22 protein-coding genes are annotated in these 22441 nt (G+C 70.8%); 14 read left to right on the forward strand and 8 right to left on the reverse strand.

Annotated elements, in window-relative coordinates; genetic code table 11:
• Nucleotides 1-5 precede the first annotated feature (5 nt).
• A complete protein-coding gene (locus tag ACLBX8_RS04790) occupies nt 6-998 on the forward strand; it encodes a polyphosphate kinase 2 family protein (protein WP_020092949.1) in 993 nt (330 codons plus the stop codon).
• Nucleotides 999-1014: 16 nt separating this feature from the next.
• Nucleotides 1015-2169 carry an AAA family ATPase gene (locus tag ACLBX8_RS04795; RefSeq protein ID WP_447698467.1) on the forward strand — a complete coding sequence of 385 codons (1155 nt, stop codon included), beginning with the start codon at nt 1015-1017 and terminating at the stop codon, nt 2167-2169.
• A gap of 55 nt (nt 2170-2224) precedes the next feature.
• Here the strand turns inward: ACLBX8_RS04795 and fabI are convergent, their stop codons facing one another.
• Nucleotides 2225-3049: an enoyl-ACP reductase FabI gene (gene fabI, locus ACLBX8_RS04800; protein WP_132366064.1), complete on the reverse strand. Its 825-nt coding sequence runs from the start codon at nt 3047-3049 to the stop codon at nt 2225-2227.
• 127 nt (nt 3050-3176) lie between these two features.
• Complete coding sequence (locus ACLBX8_RS04805) at nt 3177-4097, reverse strand: DnaJ C-terminal domain-containing protein (RefSeq protein WP_056531888.1); 921 nt, start codon at nt 4095-4097, stop codon at nt 3177-3179.
• Nucleotides 4098-4328: 231 nt separating this feature from the next.
• Between ACLBX8_RS04805 and ACLBX8_RS04810 the strand changes: the two genes are divergently transcribed.
• From ACLBX8_RS04810 to ACLBX8_RS04825, 4 genes are read left to right on the forward strand one after another with little or no spacing between them, the layout of a single operon-like run.
• Nucleotides 4329-4712, forward strand: coding sequence for a VOC family protein (locus ACLBX8_RS04810; RefSeq protein WP_447714670.1), 384 nt, complete (start codon nt 4329-4331; stop codon nt 4710-4712).
• The gene (locus ACLBX8_RS04815; RefSeq protein WP_447714671.1) at nt 4712-5776 is read left to right on the forward strand and encodes an iron ABC transporter substrate-binding protein; all 1065 of its coding nucleotides are present in this window, start codon (nt 4712-4714) and stop codon (nt 5774-5776) included. The genes ACLBX8_RS04810 and ACLBX8_RS04815 overlap by 1 nt, the downstream gene beginning before the upstream one ends.
• Entirely contained in the window at nt 5773-6825 is a 1053-nt protein-coding gene (locus tag ACLBX8_RS04820) for a FecCD family ABC transporter permease (RefSeq protein ID WP_447714672.1), read from the forward strand. Before ACLBX8_RS04815 ends, ACLBX8_RS04820 begins: the two co-directional genes overlap by 4 nt.
• On the forward strand, nt 6825-7598 hold the full coding sequence (locus ACLBX8_RS04825) for an ABC transporter ATP-binding protein (protein WP_447714673.1): 774 nt from the start codon (nt 6825-6827) through the stop codon (nt 7596-7598). Before ACLBX8_RS04820 ends, ACLBX8_RS04825 begins: the two co-directional genes overlap by 1 nt.
• Before the next feature lie 28 nt (nt 7599-7626).
• Here ACLBX8_RS04825 and ACLBX8_RS04830 read toward each other — a convergent pair whose 3' ends face one another.
• Both ACLBX8_RS04830 and ACLBX8_RS04835 read right to left on the reverse strand, forming a co-directional pair.
• The gene (locus tag ACLBX8_RS04830; protein ID WP_020092957.1) at nt 7627-8400 is read right to left on the reverse strand and encodes a Crp/Fnr family transcriptional regulator; all 774 of its coding nucleotides are present in this window, start codon (nt 8398-8400) and stop codon (nt 7627-7629) included.
• A 134-nt stretch (nt 8401-8534) separates the two neighbouring features.
• A complete protein-coding gene (locus tag ACLBX8_RS04835) occupies nt 8535-9419 on the reverse strand; it encodes a glycoside hydrolase family 25 protein (RefSeq protein ID WP_020092958.1) in 885 nt (294 codons plus the stop codon).
• Nucleotides 9420-9621: 202 nt separating this feature from the next.
• Here ACLBX8_RS04835 and ACLBX8_RS04840 point away from each other — a divergent pair, with 202 nt between their 5' ends.
• Nucleotides 9622-10065, forward strand: a complete 444-nt coding sequence (locus ACLBX8_RS04840) for a DUF488 domain-containing protein (RefSeq protein WP_020092959.1) — start codon at nt 9622-9624, stop codon at nt 10063-10065.
• A gap of 6 nt (nt 10066-10071) precedes the next feature.
• Here the strand turns inward: ACLBX8_RS04840 and ACLBX8_RS04845 are convergent, their stop codons facing one another.
• The 4 genes from ACLBX8_RS04845 to ACLBX8_RS04860 form a co-directional block, all read right to left on the reverse strand.
• Nucleotides 10072-10458, reverse strand: coding sequence for a DUF6894 family protein (locus ACLBX8_RS04845; RefSeq protein WP_447714674.1), 387 nt, complete (start codon nt 10456-10458; stop codon nt 10072-10074).
• A gap of 47 nt (nt 10459-10505) precedes the next feature.
• Nucleotides 10506-10742 (reverse strand): hypothetical protein, encoded by a 237-nt coding sequence (locus tag ACLBX8_RS04850; RefSeq protein ID WP_020092961.1) that lies wholly within the window; start codon nt 10740-10742, stop codon nt 10506-10508.
• A gap of 143 nt (nt 10743-10885) precedes the next feature.
• Entirely contained in the window at nt 10886-11803 is a 918-nt protein-coding gene (locus tag ACLBX8_RS04855) for a response regulator transcription factor (protein WP_056531874.1), read from the reverse strand.
• Nucleotides 11796-15170 carry a hybrid sensor histidine kinase/response regulator gene (locus ACLBX8_RS04860; protein WP_447698463.1) on the reverse strand — a complete coding sequence of 1125 codons (3375 nt, stop codon included), beginning with the start codon at nt 15168-15170 and terminating at the stop codon, nt 11796-11798. Before ACLBX8_RS04860 ends, ACLBX8_RS04855 begins: the two co-directional genes overlap by 8 nt.
• Before the next feature lie 283 nt (nt 15171-15453).
• Here ACLBX8_RS04860 and urtA point away from each other — a divergent pair, with 283 nt between their 5' ends.
• From urtA to ACLBX8_RS04895, 7 genes are all read left to right on the forward strand, one after another.
• Nucleotides 15454-16722: an urea ABC transporter substrate-binding protein gene (gene urtA, locus ACLBX8_RS04865; protein WP_331299290.1), complete on the forward strand. Its 1269-nt coding sequence runs from the start codon at nt 15454-15456 to the stop codon at nt 16720-16722.
• Nucleotides 16723-16914: 192 nt separating this feature from the next.
• Nucleotides 16915-17841, forward strand: a complete 927-nt coding sequence (gene urtB, locus ACLBX8_RS04870; RefSeq protein WP_447698568.1) for an urea ABC transporter permease subunit UrtB — start codon at nt 16915-16917, stop codon at nt 17839-17841.
• 12 nt (nt 17842-17853) lie between these two features.
• Nucleotides 17854-19026 (forward strand): urea ABC transporter permease subunit UrtC, encoded by a 1173-nt coding sequence (gene urtC, locus ACLBX8_RS04875; RefSeq protein ID WP_447714675.1) that lies wholly within the window; start codon nt 17854-17856, stop codon nt 19024-19026.
• Between the two features lie 7 nt (nt 19027-19033).
• Nucleotides 19034-19819 carry an urea ABC transporter ATP-binding protein UrtD gene (gene urtD / locus ACLBX8_RS04880; protein ID WP_447714676.1) on the forward strand — a complete coding sequence of 262 codons (786 nt, stop codon included), beginning with the start codon at nt 19034-19036 and terminating at the stop codon, nt 19817-19819.
• 2 nt (nt 19820-19821) lie between these two features.
• On the forward strand, nt 19822-20586 hold the full coding sequence (gene urtE / locus ACLBX8_RS04885; RefSeq protein WP_447714677.1) for an urea ABC transporter ATP-binding subunit UrtE: 765 nt from the start codon (nt 19822-19824) through the stop codon (nt 20584-20586).
• A gap of 161 nt (nt 20587-20747) precedes the next feature.
• Nucleotides 20748-21977, forward strand: coding sequence for a formamidase (gene fmdA / locus ACLBX8_RS04890; protein WP_447714678.1), 1230 nt, complete (start codon nt 20748-20750; stop codon nt 21975-21977).
• A 115-nt stretch (nt 21978-22092) separates the two neighbouring features.
• Entirely contained in the window at nt 22093-22410 is a 318-nt protein-coding gene (locus tag ACLBX8_RS04895) for an FmdB family zinc ribbon protein (RefSeq protein WP_447714679.1), read from the forward strand.
• The last annotated feature ends 31 nt before the right edge of the window (nt 22411-22441 follow it).

Raw genomic sequence — 22441 nt, forward strand, 5'->3', positions numbered from 1 at the left:
GCCCCATGTCCAAGAAGCACGGCAAGCATCATCGCGGCCACAAACGCGGTGACGGCATGACAGGTGAGGCTGATCTGCATGGCGCCACCGTGGATCACCGCCCGTCGACGGCCCGCTGGGCCGGCAGCGTCGACAGCGTGGCCGAATCCGTCCCGGCGGCGCTCGGCCGGCACGGGCCCGTACCGATCCGCCCGGCGCCCGGCATCGTGGCGGTCGAACCGGGGGCGCCCTTCGATCTCGGCACGGTCGATCCCGACGACGTCGGCGGTCTCGACAAGGACTGGGCCAAGGACGCCCTCGCCCAGGAGCGGGCGCGCATCGTCGCCCTCCAGGAGCGCCTCTACGCGGAGCGCGCCCGGAGCCTCCTGCTGGTGTTCCAGGCGATCGACACGGGCGGCAAGGACGGCACGATCCGGTCGGTGCTCAAGGGGGTGAACCCCCAGGGCTGCGCGGTGGCCTCGTTCAAGGTGCCCTCGAGCGAGGAGCTCGATCACGACTTCCTGTGGCGCTACCACGCCCGGGTGCCGGGGCGCGGCATGATCGGTGTGTTCAACCGCAGCCACTACGAGGACGTGCTCGTCGTGCGGGTGAAAGGCCTCGTGCCGGACGCGGTCTGGCAGAGCCGCTACGGCCGGATAAACGATTTCGAGCGCCTGCTCACCGAGTCGGGCACGACGGTCGTGAAGTTCTTCCTGCACATCTCCAAGGCGGAGCAGAAGCGGCGCCTGGAGGCCCGGATCGCCGACCCCGAGAAGCACTGGAAGTTCGACCCGGCCGACCTGGTCGAGCGGAAATCCTGGGACGCCTACCAGCAGGCCTTCGCGGACGCCCTCGGCCGCTGCTCGACGCCCGAGGCGCCCTGGCTGGTGGTGCCGGCCAACCACAAGTGGTTCCGCAACTACGTGATTGCCCGGACCGTGGCGGATACGCTGGAGGCCATGGACCCGCGATTCCCCGAGGCCGCCAAAGGCATCGCGGATCTGACGGTCCCCGACTGACGCGGGAGAATCCGGGATGCTGGTGGTTCGAGAGGTCGCGGTCTCGGGCTACCGCTCGCTGCGGCGGATCGGCTTCCCGGTCGACGCGCTGTCGGTCTTCGTCGGCGGCAACGGCACCGGCAAAACCAACCTCTACCGGGCCCTGGAGCTGCTGCAGGCCGCCGCCCGGGGCACCCTCACCCGCGACCTCGCCGCCGAGGGCGGCATGGACTCCGCCCTCTGGGCCGGCCGCCGGCGGCAGGGCGAGGCGGCGCGGATCCGCCTGTCGGCCACCCTGCGCCACGACACGATCGGGCAGGAATTCGTCTACGCCGTCGAGATCGGGCTGGTGCAGCAGGTCGGCGGGACGACCTTCGGCGCCGCCTTCCGGAAGGAGCCGCAGGTCAAGGCCGAGCGCCTGACGGTCCGCACCCGCGGCCGCGCGGCCGTGATCCTCGATCGCGACGGGCGGAGCGGCTTCGTCCGGGACGCGGAGGGCCGCAAGCGCACCCTCGGCGGCGACCTGCTGCCGACCGAGACCGCCCTCGGCAGCCTCCTCGACGCCACCGGCCATCCCGAGATCGCCGTGGTCCGCCTCGCCCTGGCGGGGTGGCGCTTCCACCACGATTTCCGGACGGATGCCGAGTCGCCCCTGCGCCGGCCATGCCTCGCGGTGACGACGCCGACCCTCGCGTCCGACGGCGCGGACCTCGCCGCCGTCTTCGCCACCCTGGCGCATATCCGGGAGGACACGACCGAGATCGACGAGGCCGTCGACGGCGCCTTCCCGGGCGCGGCACTCGTGCTGCCGGAGCCGGGCCGTCACGCGCGCTTCGGCCTGCGCTTCCCCGACTTCCCGGGCCGGACCTTCGATCCGCCGGAACTGTCGGACGGCACCCTGCGCTACCTCGCCCTGGCCGGCGCGCTGCTCGGCTACCGGCTGCCGCCGTTCATCGCGCTGAACGAGCCCGAGACCAGCCTGCATCCCGATCTCATGGATCCGCTGGCGCGGCTGATCGCGCGGGCCGCGGAGCGCACGCAGGTCTGGCTCGTCACGCACTCGGAGCGGCTGGCGGCCGGCATCGCGGAGCACGGGAAGGTCCGGCCGCGCACCGTCATCAAGCGCGACGGCGAGACCTGGATCGACGGGCTCACGCTCTCGGGGGAGTTCGACGAGGGGGAGGACGCGTGAGCCGCACCGGGCCGCTCACGCCTCAGGTCTGGGCCGCCGCGACGAGCGACCCGTCTCAGTCCTTGTCGAGGGTTAGATCCGGTGCCTCGGGATTCTTCATGCCGACGACGTGGTAGCCGGCATCCACGTGGAGGATCTCGCCGGTCATGCCGGCCGCCATGTCGGAGACGAGGTAGGACGCGGTCTCCCCGACCTCCCCGATCGTCACGGTCCGGCGCAGGGGCGCGTTGTACTCGTTCCACTTCAGGATGTAGCGGAAATCGCCGATCCCGGAGGCCGCGAGGGTCTTGATCGGGCCGGCCGAGATGGCGTTGACCCGGATGTTCTTCGGGCCGAGATCGGCCGCGAGGTAGCGCACCGACGCCTCGAGCGCTGCCTTGGCGACGCCCATGACGTTGTAGTGCGGCATCCACTTCTCGGCGCCGTAATAGGTCAGCGTCACCAGCGAGCCGCCCGGGCGCATGATCTTCTCGGCGCGCTGGGCCACGGCGGTGAACGAGTAGCAGGAGACCAGGAGCGACTTGGTGAAGTTGTCCTCGGAGGTCTCGATGTAGCGGCCGGTCAGCTCGTCCTTGTCGGAGAAGGCGACGCAGTGGACGACGAAGTCGATGCCGTCCGGGAAGACCCTGGCGGCCTCCGCGAAGACCGCGTCGATCGTGGCCGACTCGGTGACGTCGCAGTGCCCGATTACGTGGGCGTCGAGTTCCTTGGCCAGGGGCTCGACGCGCTTGCGCAGGGCGTCGCCCTGGTAGGTGAAGGCCAGTTCGGCCCCGTGGGCGCGGGCGCTGCGGGCGATGCCCCAGGCGATCGAGCGGTTGTTGGCGACCCCGAGGACGATGCCCCGCTTGCCCGCCAGAAGGCCCTGCCCGTGTTCCGCCATGATCGATCCCGAAGCCGCGCGACCCCTCTCGGGGCCGGGGGGCCTCCTTAGCGGAGGCGGCCCGGCGACGGAAGTCCGGGACGCCGCCGAGCGCCTTCATGCGCGCCCCGGTGGCTACGCCGGCGCGTCAGGCCGCGTTGGCCGCCCGGCGGCCGCGGGCGAATTCGGTCAGTGCCGCGTCCTCGCCCTCCGGCAGGACGATCGCCGTCGTGGCGAACAGGTCGCCGCGGGTGCCGTCCTTCTTCGGAAGCCCCTTGCCGCGCAGGCGGAAGGTGCGGCCGGAACTCGTCATCGCCGGGATCTTCATCTCGACGGCGCCGGTGAGCGTCGGCACGCGGATCGTGCCGCCGAGCACGGCATCCTCCAGCGGGACGTCGACGCTGGTGCGCAGGTCGGCCCCCTCGACGGTGAAGCGCGGGTGCGGCCGGATCCTGATGGTAAGGAGGGCGTCGCCCGGCTCGGCCCGGAGGCCGCCGCTCTGGCCGAGGCCGCGCAGTCGGATGGTCTGGCCGTCGACCACGCCGCGGGGAATCACGACGTCGACCTCGCGGCCCGTGGGCAGGGCGAGGCGCAGCTTCTCCTCGCTGGCGACCTGCTCCAGCGTCACCAGCAGCTCCGCGGCGACGTCCTCGCCCCTGGCCGCCTGGCGCTGGCCGCCCGGACCGGCCCCGCCGGCGCGGAACGCTTCCCCGAAGATGTGCGAGAAAATGTCCTCGCCCATCCCGCCGCCGCCGCCGCGCTGCGCGCGCGCCATGTTCTCGAAATCGAAATTGCCCCCGCGCCCGCCGCCGAAGCCGCCGAACCCCTCGAAGCCGGTCGCGCGCGGCTTGCCCTCGGCGTCGATCTCGCCGCGGTCGAACTGCTTGCGCTTCTCGGAATCGCCCAGGATCTCGTAGGCCGAATTCGCCTCGGCGAACCGGTCCTTGGCCTTGGCGTCGTTCTTGTTGCGATCGGGGTGGAAGTCCTTGGCGAGCTTGCGATAGGCCTTCTTGATCTCGGCCTCGCTCGCCCCCTTGGCCACGCCCAGCACGTCGTAGGGATTGCGCATGGATCTCTTGGCTGTGCGGTTGGCTGTGCGATGTGGGTTCGCAACCGGGATGTGGGATGGATGTTGCATCCCTGCAACGGTTCTGGCGGCGAAAGTCTGCGGGTTCGGGCCGAACGTCAAGCGGCCGATCTCGCCGCGGCTCCGCGCCGGCCCTATCGTCGGACACGGCGCGGAACGGCGCCTCCGGGCCGGGGGCCGCGCCCGTCTGGATCACCTGAAACCGGAGAGCCGATGCACTACGCCTGCGACCACCTCCACCTGCGCAGCCGCGACGCCGTCGCGGCCGCCTCCTTCTACGTCGACACCTTCGGGGCCCGGGAGGTGAAGCGCGTCGGCGCGGACCCGGTGCAGCGCGTCGTGCTCGACCTCGGCGGCCTCGCCGTCTTCATCGAGCAGGCCCCGGACGAGATCGCGCCGGCGACCGCCACGCCCTGCCTCGGGATCGAGCATTTCGGGCTGCGCGTCGCCGACATCGAGGCCGCGATGGCCGATCTCACCGCCCGGGGCGTGCCCGTGCGGACCGGCATCACGGAGCGCGGCCCCGGCCTGCGGATCGCCTTCGTAGAGGGCCCCGACGGGGCGCTGATCGAGATCCTGGAGCGGAGATCCGCCTGATGGCGCCGCGACCCGCGCGCCGCCGCGCCCTCACCGCGGCGCTGATCCTGCTGCTGGCGGCGTCCGGCGGGGCGGCGGCGCGCCCGTTCACGGACGCGGCCGGCCGCACGGTCGAACTCCCCGAACGGGTCGGGCGGGTGCTCGCCGCGGGACCGCCGGCCGCGGTGCTCCTCTACACGCTGGCGCCCGACCTCATGGCCGGCTGGGTGAGCGCCCCGCATCCCGAGGCGCTGCCCTTGCTCGCGCCCCGGACCCGGGCCCTCCCCGCCTACGGCCGCCTGACCGGGCGCGGCGGCACGGCGAACGTCGAGGCGGTGCTGGCCGCCAAGCCGGACCTGATCGTGGATTCGGGCAGCCTCGGGCCGACCTACGCGTCGCTCGCCGACCGGGTCCAGGCGCAGACCGGGATCCCCTACATCCTGCTCGACGGCAGCTTCGCGAAGACCCCGGAGGCGTATCGGCAGCTCGGCGCGGCCCTGGGCCGTCAGTCCGACGCGGACGCCCTGGCGGCGGAGGCCCAGAGCCTCGCCGACACGGTGGACCGCGCCGTCGCGACGGTCCCGGAGGACAAGTGGCCGCGGGTCTACTACGCGCGCGGGCCGCGCGGGCTGGAGACGGGGTTCGCCGGCTCGATCAACACCGAGCTGGTCGAGGCCGCCGGCGGCCGCAACGTCGCGCAGGACGGGGGCGGCCGCCTCGGCAACGTCTCGCCCGAGCAGGTTCTCGCCTGGAACCCCGACGTGATCGTCACCCTCGACCCGGCCTTCGCGGCCGGGCTGCGCGCCGACCCGCTGTGGCGGGACGTCCGGGCCGTGCAGACCGGGCGGGTCTACGTGGCGCCGCTCCAGCCTTTCCCGTGGTTCGACGCCCCGCCGGGGGTCAACCGGCTGATCGGCCTGCGCTGGCTGGCGGCCCGGCTCCATCCGGACCTGTTCCCGCAACCGATGCCCGAGGTGGTGCGCGCCTTCTACGGCCGCTTCTACCATGTCGACCTCGATGCCGGTCAGGCCGACGCCCTCCTCGCCCCGACGCCGCCGGGCGCCCCCCCGGGCCCGGCGCGGTGAGTCGCGTCCCGGCCGCCGCCGAGACGATCCGGGCGCGCACCCGCCTCCGCCTGCCCGCGGCGCTGCTGGCCGGGCTCGCCCTGCTGACGCTGACCGCCGTGGCGCTGGCGGTCGGCAAGTACCCGGTCGCGCCCGCCGACCTCGCCGCGATCCTCGGCCACCGCCTGCTCGGGCTGCCCCTCCGGGTTCCGGCGACGGCGGAGACGGTCGTGATGCAGGTGCGCCTGCCCCGGGTGATCGCCGCGCTGGTCGTCGGCGCGGCCCTGTCGGCCGCGGGGGCGACCTACCAGGGCCTGTTCCGCAACCCGCTGGTCTCGCCCGACATCCTCGGCGTCTCGGCCGGCGCCGGGCTCGGCGCCGTCCTGGGGATCTATCTCGGCCTGCCGGTGGCGCCGATCCAGGCCCTGGCCTTCCTGGGCGGGCTCGGCGCCGTCGCGGCGGTGTACGGCGTCGGCCTCGCCGTGCGGCGGCACGACCCGGTCCTGACGCTGGTCCTCGCCGGCGTCGCGGTCGGCGCGGTGCTCGGGGCGGGCATCTCGCTCCTCAAGGTGCTGGCCGATCCCTACAACCAGCTGCCGGCGATCACCTTCTGGCTCCTCGGCAGCCTGTCCTCGGTCACCCTCGGCGACGTCGCCGCCACCCTGCCGATGCTGCTTCTCGGCCTCGTGCCGCTGGTGCTGCTGCGCTGGCGCATGAACCTGATGAGCCTCGGCGACGCGGAGGCGCGGGCCCTCGGCGTGGAGACGCGGGTGCTGCGCCCCGTCCTGATCGCCGGCGCGACCCTGATCACGGCGGCGGCCGTGGCGATGACCGGGGTCATCGGCTGGATCGGGCTGATCGTGCCGCACGTCGCCCGGCTGCTGGTCGGGCCGGATTACCGCCGCCTGCTGCCCGCCTCGCTTGTCCTCGGGGCGGGCTACCTCGTGCTGGTCGACCTGATCGCCCGCAATCTCGGCACCGTCGAGGTGCCTCTCGGCATCCTGACAGCCCTGGTCGGGGCGCCGTTCTTCCTCTGGCTGCTGGCGTCCGGGCGCCGGGGCTTCAGCTGATGCTGCTCCGGGTCCGGGACCTCGCCTTCGGCTACGGCAGCCGGATCGTCGGCCACGACGTGTCGTTCGACCTCGCCGCCGGCGAGGTGCTGTGCCTCGTCGGGCCGAACGGCGGCGGCAAGACCACGCTGCTCCAGACGCTGCTCGGCCTGCTGCCCGCCCGCTCCGGGCGGGTGATCCTCGACGGCACCGACCTGTCGCGCCTGTCGCGGAAAGCCGTCGCCCGCACCATCGCCGCCGTGCCGCAGGCGCACGCGGCGTACTTCCCGTTCACGGTGCGCGAGGTCGTCGTGATGGGCCGGGCGAGCCGGCTCGGCCCGTTCGCCGCCCCCGGGCCGTCGGACGTCGCCGCCGCCGAGCGGGCGCTGGCCGCGCTCGGGATCGGGCATCTCGCCGATCAGGTCTACACCGAGATCAGCGGCGGCGAGCGCCAGCTCGCGCTGATCGCGCGGGCGCTCAGCGGCGAGCCGCGGCTCCTCGTCATGGACGAGCCGACCGCGAGCCTCGATTTCGGCAACCAGGCCCGCGTCCTCGAGCAGGTCCGCCGCCTCGCCCAGGCCGGCATCGCCGTGCTGTTCTCGACGCACGATCCCGGGCACGCCCTGCTCTGCGCCGACCGCCTCATCGCCCTGCACGCGGGCCGCCTCGTCGCCGACGGACCCGCCGCCGCGACGGTCACGCCGGAGCTGCTGCGCCTGATCTACGGGATCGACGTGGTGGTGGCGCCGGTGCCGGGCCTCGCGGCGCCGGTCTGCGTGCCGGTCGTCGCCTGACGTGGTCGACGGATCGCGGGCCGGTCCCTCACCCGGCGCGCGACAGCGTCTCGACCGGCTCGGTCCGGCGGGGCTCCTCGGCCCGGAAAACCGCGCCGAGCACCGCCTCGCACTGCATCCGCACGCGGGCGTGGCACTCGCAGGCGGCGTTCGAGACCGCCCGGCGGTCGAGGATCGTGATGCGCCCACGGCCGACCCGGATGAGGCCCTGCTCCTGCAGCACCCGCAGGATCCGCGTGAGGTAGGTCCGCTGGACCCCCAGCATGGAGGCCAGGACCTCGTGCGTGATCGGGAGGGTGTCGCCGCCCGTCCGGTCCTGCAGCGACAGCAGCCAGCGCAGGCAGCGCTGCTCGATCGGGTGCAGGGCGTTGCAGGCCGCGATCTGGAACAGCTGAGCCAGGAAGCAGTCGGCGTAGCGCGCGAACAGGTCGCGGAGCGTCGATGACTCGAGCTCTGCCTGCCGGAGCCGCGCCGCGTCGAGGCGCAATGCCGCGCCGCCGATCTGCGCCAGCCCGCTGACCGCGGGCGGCAGCCGCCCCTCGCCGATGATCCCGCCGATCGCGCCCTCGTGCCCGACGCTCGCGATCTCGGCCGTCCGGCCGTCCCGCGTGGCGACGATCAGCGCCACGACGGTCTGGTCGCGGGGGAAGATGACGTGGCTCGCCGCGGCGCCCGCCGCCAGCGCCGTATCCCCCTTGGCGAAGGTCACCGGCTCCAGGTGGGGGGCGATCAGGGCGCGATCCGAACCCGGCAGCGCGTCGAGGAGCAGGTTGCCGGTGGAGGCGGCAGAGTCGATCGGCATGGGGGACGGAGAGGTGCGGGAGGAGAGTCTCCCGTCAGGATCCTCTCGGGCTCGCCCGCCGGTGCGCGGGCTGGTCAGCCATACCCCGCGCTCTACGTCCTTGAACTAACCTAGGTTTCGCCGACGCCTTTCATCTACTTGTCCGTGCAGAGCCCCTGCTCGGAGAGCCGCTTGTGCTCGCGCGGGTCGCAGTCGGTCGTCAGGAACGAGGCCCATTCGGACGGGGTGCCGTAGAAGGCGTTGCGGTCGACGTCGCCGCGCACGCCCGGAACCCGGCCCGTGGACGTGAACTGCCACAGCATCCACTTGCGGTTGACGAAGCGCTGCTCCGGCTCAGCCGCGGTGGAGCGCAGCCAGTGCGGGTAATCGGGGAGCTCGCCCTCCAGGACGTCCTTGTGGAACGTGATGTCGGTGTAGATGATCGGGCGCTTGCCGGTGTAGCGCTCCATCTCCTCCAGCATCTCGGTGACCATCGCCAGGGCCTGGGCCTTGGGCAGCTTCTTCGGGCAGGTCTGCGAGTGGCCGTTCCACTCGACGTCGAGGACCGGCGGCAGGGCGGTGGGGTCGTTGGGGACGTTCTTCTTGAACCAGTCCATCTGCTCCCGGGCGGAGCGGCACCAGAACACGAAGTGGTAGGCCCCGCGCGGCACGCCGGCCCGGGCCGCGCCGTCCCAGTTGGTCCGGAAGCGCTCGTCGACGTGGTCGCCGCCCTCGGTAGCCTTGATGAAGGCGAACTGGGTGCCGGCGGCGCGGACCGAGGCCCAGTCGACGTTGCCCTGCCACTTCGAGATATCGATGCCCTGGATCGGGTGAAGCTTGGCCTTGGCCACGCCCGGATGGGGCTTGGCGTCGCCCTTCGTCGGATAGAAGTCGTTGTTCGACGCGCAGGCGGCGAGGCCGGCCAGGATCGCGGCGGCGGCGAAGCGCCCGGCGAGACGCCGGGCCGGCTTGAGGCGACTGATCAGGCCCCGAGCGAGATCTTCGATCGGTGACCGCGAAGGCGTGTAGATCCGCGACATCAGTGTTTAGCCCGCCACCGAAGATGCGCCACAGACAGGCGTATTCGATGGCCCTGGCGCGGTTAACGGAGCTTTGCGATCATTGCGGCGGAATTCCGGGACGCGTTGCATCCCCGCGACATACGGCGTCGATCCCCGGCTGGTTCACAGGGCCGCATACGGCTAAGTCGCGGTCCCGCAACGCGAGTCCGGACGGGGCACCGTGAGTAAGCAACTCTTTACCATAGGCTACGAAGGCCTCGACTCGGAGCGCCTCGTCGGCGTCCTGCGCTCGGCCGGGGTCGCGGTGCTGGCGGATGTCCGGGCGGTGGCGAACTCGCGCAAGCGCGGCTTCTCGAAGGGCGCGCTCGGCACCTCCCTGCGCGAGGCCGGGCTCGGCTACGCGCATCTGCGCAGCCTCGGCACCCCGAAATCCGGCCGGCAAGCGGCGCGGGCCGGGGACGCGGCGCTGATGCGCCGGATCTACTGCGAGGAAGTGCTGGACACCGCTGCCGGGATCGCGGCGCTCGACGAACTCGCCGCGCTCGCCGAGGCGTCGCCGATCTGCCTGCTCTGCTTCGAGCGCGATCCGGCCGGCTGCCACCGGCGCGTACTGGCCGAGCGCCTCGCGCCGCGGGGCTTCGTGGTCAGCGATCTCTACGGCTGAAGCGTCTCAGCGCCCGGGCAGCGGTCGCGGCTGCGGCTGCGCGCGCATGCCCAGCGCGCCGGCGAGGCGCCGGACCGGGCCGAGGGCGGCCGTCAGTCCCCGCGGCGCGGCCCTGCGGGGCGCGCGTGGCCGGCGCCGGTCGGCGTCGGGCACCGGCTCGACCGGCAGGTACAGCGTGTCGAAGAAGGACATCTCGAGCAGCACGGCGCCGTCGTCGTCGGTGATCACCATCGCGGCCTCCATGAGGCGCGGGTCGCCGCCGTGCTGACGCATCAGCCCCTGCACGATCGTGCGCGCGGTCGACCGGGCGGCCTCGACATCCTCGACCCACTGGGCCGCCGAGGCCGGGAGTGAGGCGTTGCCGAGGCGGATGGTGAAGTGCGCGCGGACCATGGAGCGCTCCTGGGAGGGGACCGGCGGGGCGCCGCCGGCAACGGGTGTCAGGCGGCCTGGGCGTCGTCGACCGCTTCGGCGACGCTCGCGCCGTCGGCCTCGGATCTCTCGGCCGCGGATTTCGGATCGAAGGCGTCCGCGAGCAGGCCGAGGCGCCGCGCCATGTCCCGCACCTCGTTGAGGGCGATCGACTTCTGGCCTTCCTTCACCGCCCGCGTGATGTCGCTGACCTGGGTGGTGGCGATCCGCTTCAGTTCGTCGGCGAGCTGCTGGCTGGTCATCATCGCATCCGGACTCGGCTTGTCGGGCTGAGCCGGGACCGTGGGGCGGCGGGGCTTACCAAGGCGTTTCGCCGGGGATCGACGCCTGTGGACAAGCTTGGGGATCCGCGGCCGGCGCAACCCTGCCGACAGGCCTCCGCGCGGGCTCAATCCTGCAGGTGCCGCGCCGCGATGATCGAGGCGGCCGTGCGGTTCTCCACGCCGAGCTTCGCGTAGATGCTCTCGAGGTGCTTCGTCACGGTCCGGTGGCTGAGCCCGAGGATCTCGCCGATGTCGCGGCTCGACTTGCCCCGGGACAGCCAGAGGAGGACCTCCGCCTCGCGCCCGGTGACCGGCAGGCGCACCCGCAGCCGCTCGACCCCCGCCGACAGCGCGTCGCGCGACAGGCGGAGCAGGATCTCGTCCGGGGTGCGGCCGATGAAGCTCAGGGCGTAGGCGACGCCGTCGCGATCGGTCAGCGCGAGGGGCTGGGCGGCGCCGGCGAGGCAACCGCGCAGCCACTCGCGGGCGCCGGCGGGCAGCGCGGGGGCGCCGGAGGGTACCGCGCCGAGCCCGGCGAGCAGGCGTCCGGCCTGCGGGGTCGACCACAGGATCGTGCCGTCCTCGGCGACCGCGAACAGGGTCCGCCCGGCCGTGTCGAGGGCGGTCCGGGCGCTCTGCGCGGCGCGGGCGCTCGCGAGATGCACGCGGATCCGGGCCAGGATCTCGTCGGGGGCGATGGGCTTCGTGACGTAGTCGATCCCGCCGGCGGAGAGCCCCTTCACGATGTGCTCGGTCTCGCTCAGCCCGGTCATGAAGATCACCGGCACGCCGGCGAGCTGCGGCTTGGCCTTGAGCCGCCGGCAGGTCTCGAACCCGTCGAGGCCCGGCATCACCGCGTCGAGGAGGATCACATCGGGGGTGATCTCGTCCACCAGGGTCAGGGCGAGGTCGCCGCCGACCGCGACCAGCACGGTGGCGCCGGACCGCTCGATCGCCTCGGTGAGGAAGCTCAGCGTGTCGGGCGAATCGTCGATCACCAGGACGATGTCCCGGTGCGGCTGGACCTTCGGCGCCTCAGTCATGGCGGGCGAGTTCCTGCAGGACCGCGAGGTAGCGGCGAAGGTCGTATCCCTCGACGAGCCCGCGCATCCGGGCGACGAAAGCGGGCGGCACGGTCGGGTCCTGCTCCATCTGGGTCAGCTTGGCCTCGATGGCGCGGATATGCCCGATCCGGCCGAGGCGCAGGAGCTCGCCGACATGCTCGGGCCCCGGCCCCGGGACGTCCGCCGTGGCCGCGGCCGCCCCGGACCGCCCCGGCGCGGCGCCCTCGGTCCATTCGAGGTGCAGGAGCTTGCCGATCCGCTCCATCACGTCGCGCAGGTCGAAGGGCTTGGCGAAGATCGCGTCGTGCGGGGCGTCGTCGCCCCGGGTCGGGCTGATCTCGTGGACGTTGGCGGACATCATGGCGATCGGGCCGGTATGCCCGGCCTGCCGCAGGGCCGCCGCCGCGGCCCAGCCGCTCATCCCGGGCATCGCGATGTCGAGGAGGATCAGGTCGACGCCGCCCTGCGCGACCGTCGCGAGGCACTCGGTTCCCGACCCGGCCTCCCGCACCGAGATGCCCTGCGGCTCCAGGATCGCCCGCATCAGCGCGCGGTGCGCGCTGTCGTCGTCGGCGACCAGGACGGTGCGGCGCGCGCCCGCGTAGGCCCGCTCCGGGGGTGCGGCCGGCGCGGCCGGGGCGATCGGCGCGGGCTGGGCCACGGAGGCCAGCATCAGGCGCAGCCGCGCCTGCGTGCCGCCGCCGGGGGCGGCGGTCACGGTGATCTCGCCGCCCAGCAGCTGCGCCAGCAGGTTGGCGATGGTGAGCCCGAGCCCCGTGCCCGGCGTGCTCCGGGCGGCCGGGGTCGAGCCGCGCTCGAAGGGCTCGAAGACCCGCGCGAGGTCCGCCTCCGGGATGCCGGGGCCGGTGTCGCGGATCGTGAACACCGCGATCTGGCTCCGGTAGCTGAGGTCCAGCGAGACGGTGCCGGCTTCCGTGAACTTGATGGCGTTCGACAGCAGGTTGAGCAGCACCTGCCGCAGGCGCTTCTCGTCGGTGGCGACCACCGCCGGCAGGATCTCGGGCCTTGAGAACCGGAACTCCAGTCCGGCCTCCCGAGCCTGGAGGCGGACCATGTCGACCAGCTGGTCGAGGAAGTCGGTCAGCCGGACCTCGTCGCGGTGGATCTGGAGGCGCCCGGCCTCCATGCGCGAGATGTCGAGGAGGCCGTCGATCAGGCCCGACAGGTGCTGGGCGCTGCGCCGGATCACCCGCAGGCCGTTGACGCGGTGCGCCGGGATCGCGGGGTCGGATTCGAGGAGCTGGGCGTAGCCGAGCACCGTTGAGAGCGGCGTTCGCAGCTCGTGGCTGATCCCGACCACGTAGCGGCTCTTGGCCTGGTTGGCGGCCTCGGCCCGCTCCTTGGCCTCCTGCAACTTGGCGTCGGTGACTTTATGGGCGGCGATCTCGGCCTGGTAGAGCGCGGTCTGGCGCATCGTCTCGGCCTGGGCGACGCGCCGGCTCTCCTGGGCGAGCACGAAGAGCCACGCCACGACGCCGAGGATCACCACCAGGGTGAAGAACACGCTGGTCAGCGCCGTGCGCAGGAACTCGCGATTCTCCGGGTGGGCGATCGTCGCGCCCGCGTGCACGATGCCGAGGATCAGGCCGATCACCGCGCAGAGCGTCAGCATCACCGCGAGGTAGCGGCCCAGTGGCGCGCCGATCCAGGCAGCGGTGCGGCCCGGCAGGATCCGCGCGACGGCGGCCTGCGCCTGCACCTCCAGGCGCCCGTGGGGCTTGCACAGGTCGCCGCAGCGGGCGTCGAGCGAGCAGCAGAGGGAGCAGATCGGGGCGTCGTAGGCCGGGCAATGGGCCATGTCCTCGCCCTCGAAGGGCAATTCGCAGACCCGGCAGACCACCTCGGCCGCGCCCCAATCCCGCTTCGGGACCCGCGCCAGGTACCAGCGCCCCGCCGTCGCCCAGGCGATCGCCGGCGCGGCGCAGAACGCGATCGCCAGGGTCAGCAATGGCGCGAAGGGCTGCAGGGTCGCGCCGAGCCAGCCGACATAGGACGCGCCCCCGGCCGCGAGGGCCAGCGCCATGGCGCCGGTCCCCACGGGATTCACCGCGTAGAGATGGGCGCGCTTGAACTCGATGCCCGGGGGCGAGAGTCCGAGCGGCTTGTTGACCGCGAGGTCGGCGGCGAGCGCGCCGACCCAGGCCGAGACCACGGAGGCGTAGAGCGGCAGCGTGCTCTCGATGGTCTTGTCGATGCCGAGCTCCATCAGGAGCACCGCGATGGCGACGTTGAACACGAGCCAGACCACCCGCCCCGGATGGCTGTGGGTCAGGCGCGAGAAGAAGTTCGACCACGCGATCGAGCCGGCATAGGCGTTGGTCAGGTTGATCTTGAGCTGCGACACGAGGACGAACAGCCCGGTGAGCAGCAGGGCCGCCCGGCTCCCCTCCCCCGTCAGGTAGCCGAACGCCACCGCGTACATGCGGGTCGGTTCGGCGGCGTGCTCGGCCGGGACGCCGTGGCCCAGCGCCAGGACCGCCAGCGCGGCGCCGAGCAGGATCTTCAGCATCCCGGGCAGGATCCAGCCGGCGCCCCCCGACAGGACCGCCAGCCACCAGTGGCGGTCGCGCGGGCCCTGCGGCTCCGGCACGAAGCGCAGGAAGTCGACCTGCTCGCCGACCTGGGCGAGCAGCGCCAGCAGGACGCCGGTGGCGAGACCGAAGCGCGCGAGGTCGAAGCCGCCCCCGGCGCCGTCGAGGCCCGGGTAGCCGGCGAGCGCCCGCAGCGGCCCCGCGCCCTGCGCCGCCACGAAGATCAGCGGCAGCAGGCTCAACCCGATCCAGATCGGCTGCGTCCAGATCTGGAACCGGCTGATCAGCCGGATCCCGTAGACGACGAGGGGAATCACCGCCCCGGCGCAGAGCAGGTAGCCGATGCCCAGCGGCAGCCCGAAGCAGAGCTGCAGCGCCAGCGCCATGATCGCCGCCTCGATGGCGAAGAACAGGAAGGTGAAGCTCGCGTAGATCAGCGAGGTGACGGTCGAGCCGAGATAGCCGAAGCCGGCGCCTCGGGTGAGCAGGTCCATGTCGACGCCGTAGCGGGCGGCGTAGACCGTGATCGGCGCCGCCGTGGCGAAGATGATCAGGCCGACGACCAGCACGGCCGCCACCGTGTTGGGAAATCCCGCTGTGAGCGCCAGCGTCCCGCCGATCGCCTCCAGCGCGAGGAACGAGATCGAGCCGAGGGCCGTCTGCGCCACCTCGAGGCTCGACCAGCGCCGCGCCTTCTTAGCGGTGAAGCGGAGGGCGTAATCCTCCAGCGTCTCGTCGGCGACGAAGCGGTTGTAGTCCCGGCGGATGGGGATGATGCGCTGCGGACCGCTCATCGGGCCCCGGCCGGGACGATCAGCCCGTCGTGCCCGGGCAGCGTCGCGCACGGGCGGCCGCGCGACGCGCGCGCGCGCGAAAGACCGGGCACCGGAGCGGTGCTCCCACTATTCGCGCTCTCAGCCACCCCGACCTCGAAGTATTCCGCCGCGATGGTGCGGCGCATGCAAGACCACGGCCATACGCAAAATCGCGTATAGGCCGCACCGCAACCCAGGACCTAGCCTGCGCTCGTCGATCCGGGCCGCCTCTCAAGGCCCGGACGCGAACAGGGTCAGGCACATGGCAGACGACACCGAGACCGGCGCCGATCACGGCTTGCGCTCCCCGCTGCGGCGCAGACTGCTCATGGGATTGGCCGGCGCCCCGGCGCTGGCGCTGTTGCCGCGCACCGCCTGGGCGGCGCCGCCGACCGCGGCGGTCAACACCACGGGCCTCGCGGTGACCGACAGCGAGGTGACGGTCGGCATCCTGCACTCGGTCACCGGCACGATGGCGATCTCGGAGACGGGCGCGCAGGAAGCGGAGAAGCTGGCGATCCAGCAGATCAACGACGCCGGCGGCGTGCTCGGCCGCAAGATCAAGATCATCCAGGAGGACGGCGCCTCCGACTGGCCGACCTTCGCCGAGAAGGCCAAGAAGCTCCTCGTCAACGACCACTGCGCCGCCGTGATGGGCTGCTGGACTTCGGCCTCGCGCAAGGCGGTGCTGCCGGTGTTCGAGCAGTACAACGGCCTCCTGTACTACCCGACCTTCTACGAGGGCCTGGAGCAGTCGAAGAACGTCTTCTACACCGGCCAGGAGGCCACGCAGCAGATCCTCGCCGGCCTCGACTGGGTCCACAAGGAGAAGGGCGGCGACAGCTTCTACTTCATCGGCTCCGACTACATCTGGCCGCGCACCTCCAACAAGATCGCCCGCAAGCACGTGGAGAACGTGCTCAAGGGCAAGGTCGTCGGCGAGGAGTATTTCCCCCTCGGACACACGCAGTTCAACTCGGTCATCAACAAGATCAAGCTCACCAAGCCCAAGGTGATCTTCGCCGACGTGGTCGGCGGCTCGAACGTGGCGTTCTACAAGCAGCTCAAGGCGGCGGGCATCGACCTGTCGAAGCAGGTGCTGATGACGATCTCGGTCACCGAGGACGAGATCGACGGCATCGGCGGCGAGAACATCGCCGGGGCCTACGCTTGCATGAAGTACTTCGAGTCGATCCAGAACGAGAACAACAAGGCGTTCGTGGCCGCGTTCAAGAAGATGTGGGGCGAGAAGACCGTCATCGGCGACGTGACGCAGGCGGCCTATCTCGGCCCGTTCCTGTGGAAGATGGCCTGCGAGAAGGCCGGCTCGTTCGACGTCGACAAGGTCGTGGCGGCCTCGCCGGGACTGGAGTTCAAGGGCGCGCCGGAAGGCTACGTGAAGATCGACGAGAACCACCATCTCTGGTCGAAGACCCGGGTCGGCCGGGCCAAGCCCGACGGCCAGTTCGAGATCGTCTACACCAGCCCCGAGCTGATCAAGCCCGATCCCTTCCCGAAGGGCTACCAGTAATCCGTTGTCCGGAGGGGTGAAATCACCCCTCCCCGTCATCGCGAGCGCAGCGAAGCGACCCAGGGCAGCGGGACTTCCCGGCACGAAGCGCGTCCCTGGATTGCTTCGCTCCGCTCGCAAAGACGGCCCGGTTCGCCCGGAGGCCGTGACGAGTCGGCAGAAGACGCACTCCTTTTGCGGAAGACCGAAACCATGCTCGGCGACTACTCCCTCGGTGACCTCGGCGCCATCTTCGCCATGCAGGGCTTCGCCGGCCTGATCCTGTTCTCCGTCTACCTGCTGATGGCGCTGGGACTCGCGATCATCTTCGGCCAGATGGGCGTGATCAACATGGCCCACGGGGAATTCATGATCCTCGGCGCCTACGTCACCTATCTCTGCTCGACCTTCTTCCAGACCTACCTGCCGTCACTCTTCCCGATCTACTTCTTCATCGCGATGGGCTTGGCGTTCCTCGCCTCCGGGGCTCTGGGCATGCTGGTGGAATGGGGCCTGATCCGGTTCCTCTACAAGCGCCCGCTCGACACGCTGCTCGCCACCTGGGGCCTGTCGCTGATCCTCCAGCAAGCCTACCGGTCGATCTTCGGCGCCCGCGAGGTCGGCGTCGAGCTGCCGTCCTGGCTGATCGGCTCGGTGCAGGTCACCGACACGATCGAGATCCCGATCAACGGCCTGTTCGTCATGGCCGTGACCATCCTGATCACCGTCAGCGTCGCGCTTCTGATCTTCCGCTCGCGCTTCGGCCAGCAGGTCCGTGCCGTGATGTCGAACCGCGCCATGGCGGGGGCGGTGGGTATCGATACCGAGAAGGTCGATCGCTACACGTTCGGCCTCGGCTGCGGCATCGCGGGAATCGCCGGCTCCGCCTTCACGATGATCGGCTCGACCGGGCCGACCTCGGGCCAGCTCTACATCGTCGACACCTTCCTGATCGTGGTGTTCGGCGGCGCCGCGAGCCTGCTCGGCACCATCGCCTCCGCCTTCTCGATCTCCCAGACGCAGTCGACCCTGGAGTTCTTCCTCTCCGGCTCGATGGCCAAGGTCATCACCCTGCTCGCGGTGGTCGGCATCCTCATGCTGAGGCCCCAGGGCCTCTTCACCCTCAAGGTCCGGCGCTGAGGATTTTCGACCATGACGAACCCGGTCCAGACCCTCACCAAATCCGTCACCGTCAACGACAACCCGTTCATGAAGCCGGTGGAGTGGCTGAGCCTGCTCCTCCTGGCCGGGGTGATCCTGGTCGTCCTGCCGCTGGTGCTCGACAGCTTCCGCCTCAACCTCGTCGGCAAGTACCTCACCTACGCCTTCGTCGCCCTCGGGCTGGTGATCTGCTGGGGCTACGCGGGCATCCTCTCCCTTGGCCAGGGCGTGTTCTTCGGCCTCGGCGGCTACTGCATGGCGATGTACTTGAAGCTGGAAGCTTCGAGCATCGAGAACACGAAAATCCAGTCCACGCCCGGCATCCCGGACTTCATGGACTGGAACCAGATCACCGCGCTCCCCTGGTTCTGGCAGCCGTTCAAGAGCCTGCCGCTGACGCTGATCCTGGCGGTCGCCGTCCCGGTCCTGTTCGCGATGCTGATCTCCTTCGCGATGTTCAAGCGCCGGGTCGGCGGCACCTACTTCGCCATCATCACCCAGGCAATCGCCGCGATCCTGACGATCCTGATCGTCGGCCAGCAGGGCTACACCGGCGGCATCAACGGCATCACCGACCTGCGCACCCTCCACGGCTGGGACATCCGCACCGACTCGGCGAAGTTCATCCTGTACTTCGTCAACGGCGGCCTGCTGATCGCCTGCATCCTGGCGGCGCAGTACGTGAAGAAGTCGAAGCTCGGCCGCATCCTCGTCGCCATGCGCGACAAGGAGGACCGGGTCCGGTTCTCCGGCTACTCGGTGGCGGGCTTCAAGGTCTTCGCCTTCTGCTTCGCCGCCGGACTCGCGGCGATCGGCGGCGCGATGTTCACCCTGCAGGTCGGGTTCATGTCGCCCTCCTTCGTGGGCATCGTCCCCTCGATCGAGATGGTGATCTACGCCGCGGTCGGCGGGCGCCTGTCCCTGTTCGGCGCCGTCTGGGGCACGCTCTTGGTCAACTGGGCCAAGACCAGCTTCTCCGAGAGTTTTCCGGATCTCTGGCTGTTCGGCCTCGGCGCCCTGTTCATCGCGGTGGTGCTGGCCTTCCCGAACGGCCTCGCCGGCATCTGGCGCGAGCACATCGAGCCGCGCCTCACCCGCCGCGCCAAGAGCCTGCAGGCGCCCGCGCCCGCCATCGCCCCGCCCCACGGCGCCCCGGCCGAGTGAGCATGCCATGAACGCCGCGATCCTCTCCTCCCCCGTGGTCGGCGCCGAGGCCGCCCCGCCCGACTACCTCCTCGCCGTCGAGGCGCTCACGGTCTCGTTCGACGGGTTCAAGGCGGTGAACGACGTGTCGTTCTACGTCGATCCCGACGAGATCCGGGTGATCATCGGCCCGAACGGCGCCGGCAAGACCACCGTCCTCGACTTGATCTGCGGTCGTACGAAGGCCAGCGCCGGCTCGATCAAGTACAAGGGCCAGGAGCTGACCAAGCTCTCCGAGAGCGCGATCGTGCAGGCCGGCGTCGGCCGCAAGTTCCAGACGCCGTCGATCTACGACGACCTGACGGTGTTCGAGAACCTGGAGATCTCGTTCCCCCGCGGCCGCTCGGTCTTCGGTGCGCTGACGTTCAAGCGGGACGCGGAGGTCCGCGACCGCATTCACGCCATCGCCGAGACGATCTTCCTGAAGGACCAGCTCAGGGAGCGGGCCGAGTTCCTGAGCCACGGCCAGAAGCAGTGGCTGGAGATCGGCATGCTGCTGATCCAGGACCCGGAGCTGCTGATGCTCGACGAGCCGGTGGCCGGGATGAGCGTCGGCGAGCGGATCAAGACCGCCGAGCTGCTCAACCAGATCATCAAGGGCCGCTCGGTGCTGGTGATCGAGCACGACATGAAGTTCGTCGAGGACATCGCCCACCGGGTGACCGTCCTGCACCAGGGCAAGGTGCTCTCCGAAGGTTCGATGGAGCGGGTCAAGAACGACCCGAAGGTCATCGAAGTGTACCTGGGACATTGACGATGGCGTCGCTCCAGACTGCGCACATCCCCGGCGTCCAGGCGCCCCCGCTGGCCGCGGCCCCGTCCGCGACGCCGGCCCTCGCCGTCGAGGACCTGCACGCCGCCTACGGCCAGAGCGAGGTCCTGCACGGGCTGACCTTCTCGGTGGCGCCCGGCGAGATCGTCGCCGTGATGGGCCGCAACGGCATGGGCAAGACCACGCTGATGAAGACCCTGATGGGCCTCGTGCCGGTCAGGGCCGGCTCGATCCAGGTCGAGGGCGCGGACGTCGCCGGGCTCAAGAGCCACGCCCGGGTCGCCAGGGGCCTCGCCTACGTGCCGCAGGGCCGGATGATCTTCTCGACCATGACGGTGCAGGAGAACATCGAGACCGGTCTCACGGTCACCGGCACCCGCAAGGTGCCGCAGGACCTCTACGACATGTTCCCGGTCCTCCTGGAGATGAAGGGAAGGCGCGGCGGCAACCTCTCGGGCGGGCAGCAGCAGCAGCTCGCCATCGCCCGGGCCCTGGCGAGCCGCCCGAAGGTCCTGCTCCTCGACGAGCCGACCGAGGGCATCCAGCCCTCGATCATCCGCGAGATGGGCCGGACGCTGAAGGCGATCCGCGACGCGCGCGGCCTCTCCATCGTCGTGTCCGAGCAGGTCCTGAGCTTCGCCCTCGACGTCGCCGACCGGGTGATCGTGCTGGAGAACGGCGCCATCGTCCACGAGGCCCCGCGCGACGGCATCGACGAGGCCGCCGTCGCCCGGTTCCTCTCGGTCTAGCCGCCGAACGCTTCGTACGGGCCGTCATCGCGAGCGCAGCGAAGCGACCTAGGGCAGCGCGAGGCGTCAAGACGGAGCGCCGCTGGATTGCTTCGCTCCGCTCGCAAAGACGGCGACGCCAAAGATTTGAGCAACATAATCGCAGCAGGGAGTCGTAAAAAATGCCCGAGACGCTGATCAAGGTCGATCTCACGCAATCGGCCTACGACAACGACATGGTGCACAACCGCTGGCACCCCGACATCCCGATGGTCGCCTACGTGAAGCCCGGCTCGGACTTCATCGTCGAGACCTACGACTGGACCGGCGGCTTCATCAAGAACAACGATTCCGCCGACGACGTGCGCGACATCGACCTGTCGATCGTGCACTTCCTCTCGGGTCCGATCGGCGTCGAGGGCGCCGAGCCCGGCGACCTGCTGGTGGTCGACCTCCTCGACATCGGCGCCAAGCCCGAGAGCCAGTGGGGCTTCAACGGCTTCTTCTCGAAGAAGAACGGCGGCGGCTTCCTCACCGAGCACTTCCCGCAGGCCCAGAAGTCGATCTGGGACTTCGAGGGCATGTTCACGAAATCCCGCCACGTCCCGGGCGTGCGCTTCCCTGGCCTGATCCATCCCGGCCTGATCGGCTGCCTGCCCGATCCGAAGATGCTGGAGACCTGGAACACCCGCGAGAAGGCGCTCTACGACACCGACCCGGAGCGCGTGCCGGCGCTCGCCACCCTGCCCTTCGGCCCGACCGCCCATATGGGCCGCCTGAAGGGCGACGCGAAGGACGCGGCCGCCGCCACCGGCGCCCGCACGGTCCCGCCCCGCGAGCACGGCGGCAATTGCGACATCAAGGACCTGTCGCGCGGCTCGAAGATCTACTTCCCGGTCTATGTGCCCGGCGCCGGCCTCTCGATGGGCGACCTGCACTTCAGCCAGGGCGACGGCGAGATCACCTTCTGCGGCGCCATCGAGATGGCCGGCTGGGTGCATCTCAAGGTCGAGTTGATCAAGGACGGCATGGCCAAGTACGGGATCAAGAACCCGATCTTCAAGCCGTCGCCGATCACGCCGAAATACGACGACCACCTGATCTTCGAGGGCATCTCGGTCGACGAGAGCGGCGGCCAGCACTACCTCGACGTCCACATCGCCTACCGGCAGGCCTGCCTGAACGCGATCGAGTACCTGAAGAAGTTCGGCTACTCGGGCGCGCAGGCCTACTCGATCCTCGGCACGGCGCCGGTCCAGGGCCACATCTCGGGCGTCGTCGACATCCCGAACGCCTGCGCGACGCTCTGGATCCCGACCAAGATCTTCGAGTTCGACATCAACCCCGGCGCCGACGGGCCGACCAAGTTCCTCGACGGTTCGATCCAGATGCCGCTCTCGCCGGATCTTTGATCGTGCTGTCCACGAACGGTCGCGGTTGACGCGACCTGCCCCCTCTCCCGCACGGGAGAGGGGACCTGCGCTCTACCCGACAGCCCTGCATCTCACATCGGTCTTGAGGCGCTCCATGCCCGTCTACGACTACGCCTGCGAGGCCTGCGGGCCCTTCACGGTGATGCGGCCGATGGCGGAGTTCCGCGAGCCGCATGCCTGCCCGGATTGCGGCGGCGCGAGCCAGCGGGCCTTCCTCACCGCACCGCGCATCGCCGGCATGGATGCGGCCCTCAGAACCGCCCACGCCACCAACGAGCGCAGCCGCCACGCGCCCAAGCGCTCGGGCAGTCACGGGGCGGGCTGCGGCTGCTGCTCACCCAAGAAGACGACCGCCGCCCCGGCCGCCGCCAAGAGCTTCCCGAAGGCGCGGCCCTGGATGATCAGCCACTGAGCCGCGCGCGTCCCAGGGATAATCACGGTCA

The sequence above is a fragment of the Methylobacterium sp. D48H genome (genome assembly GCF_053345715.1).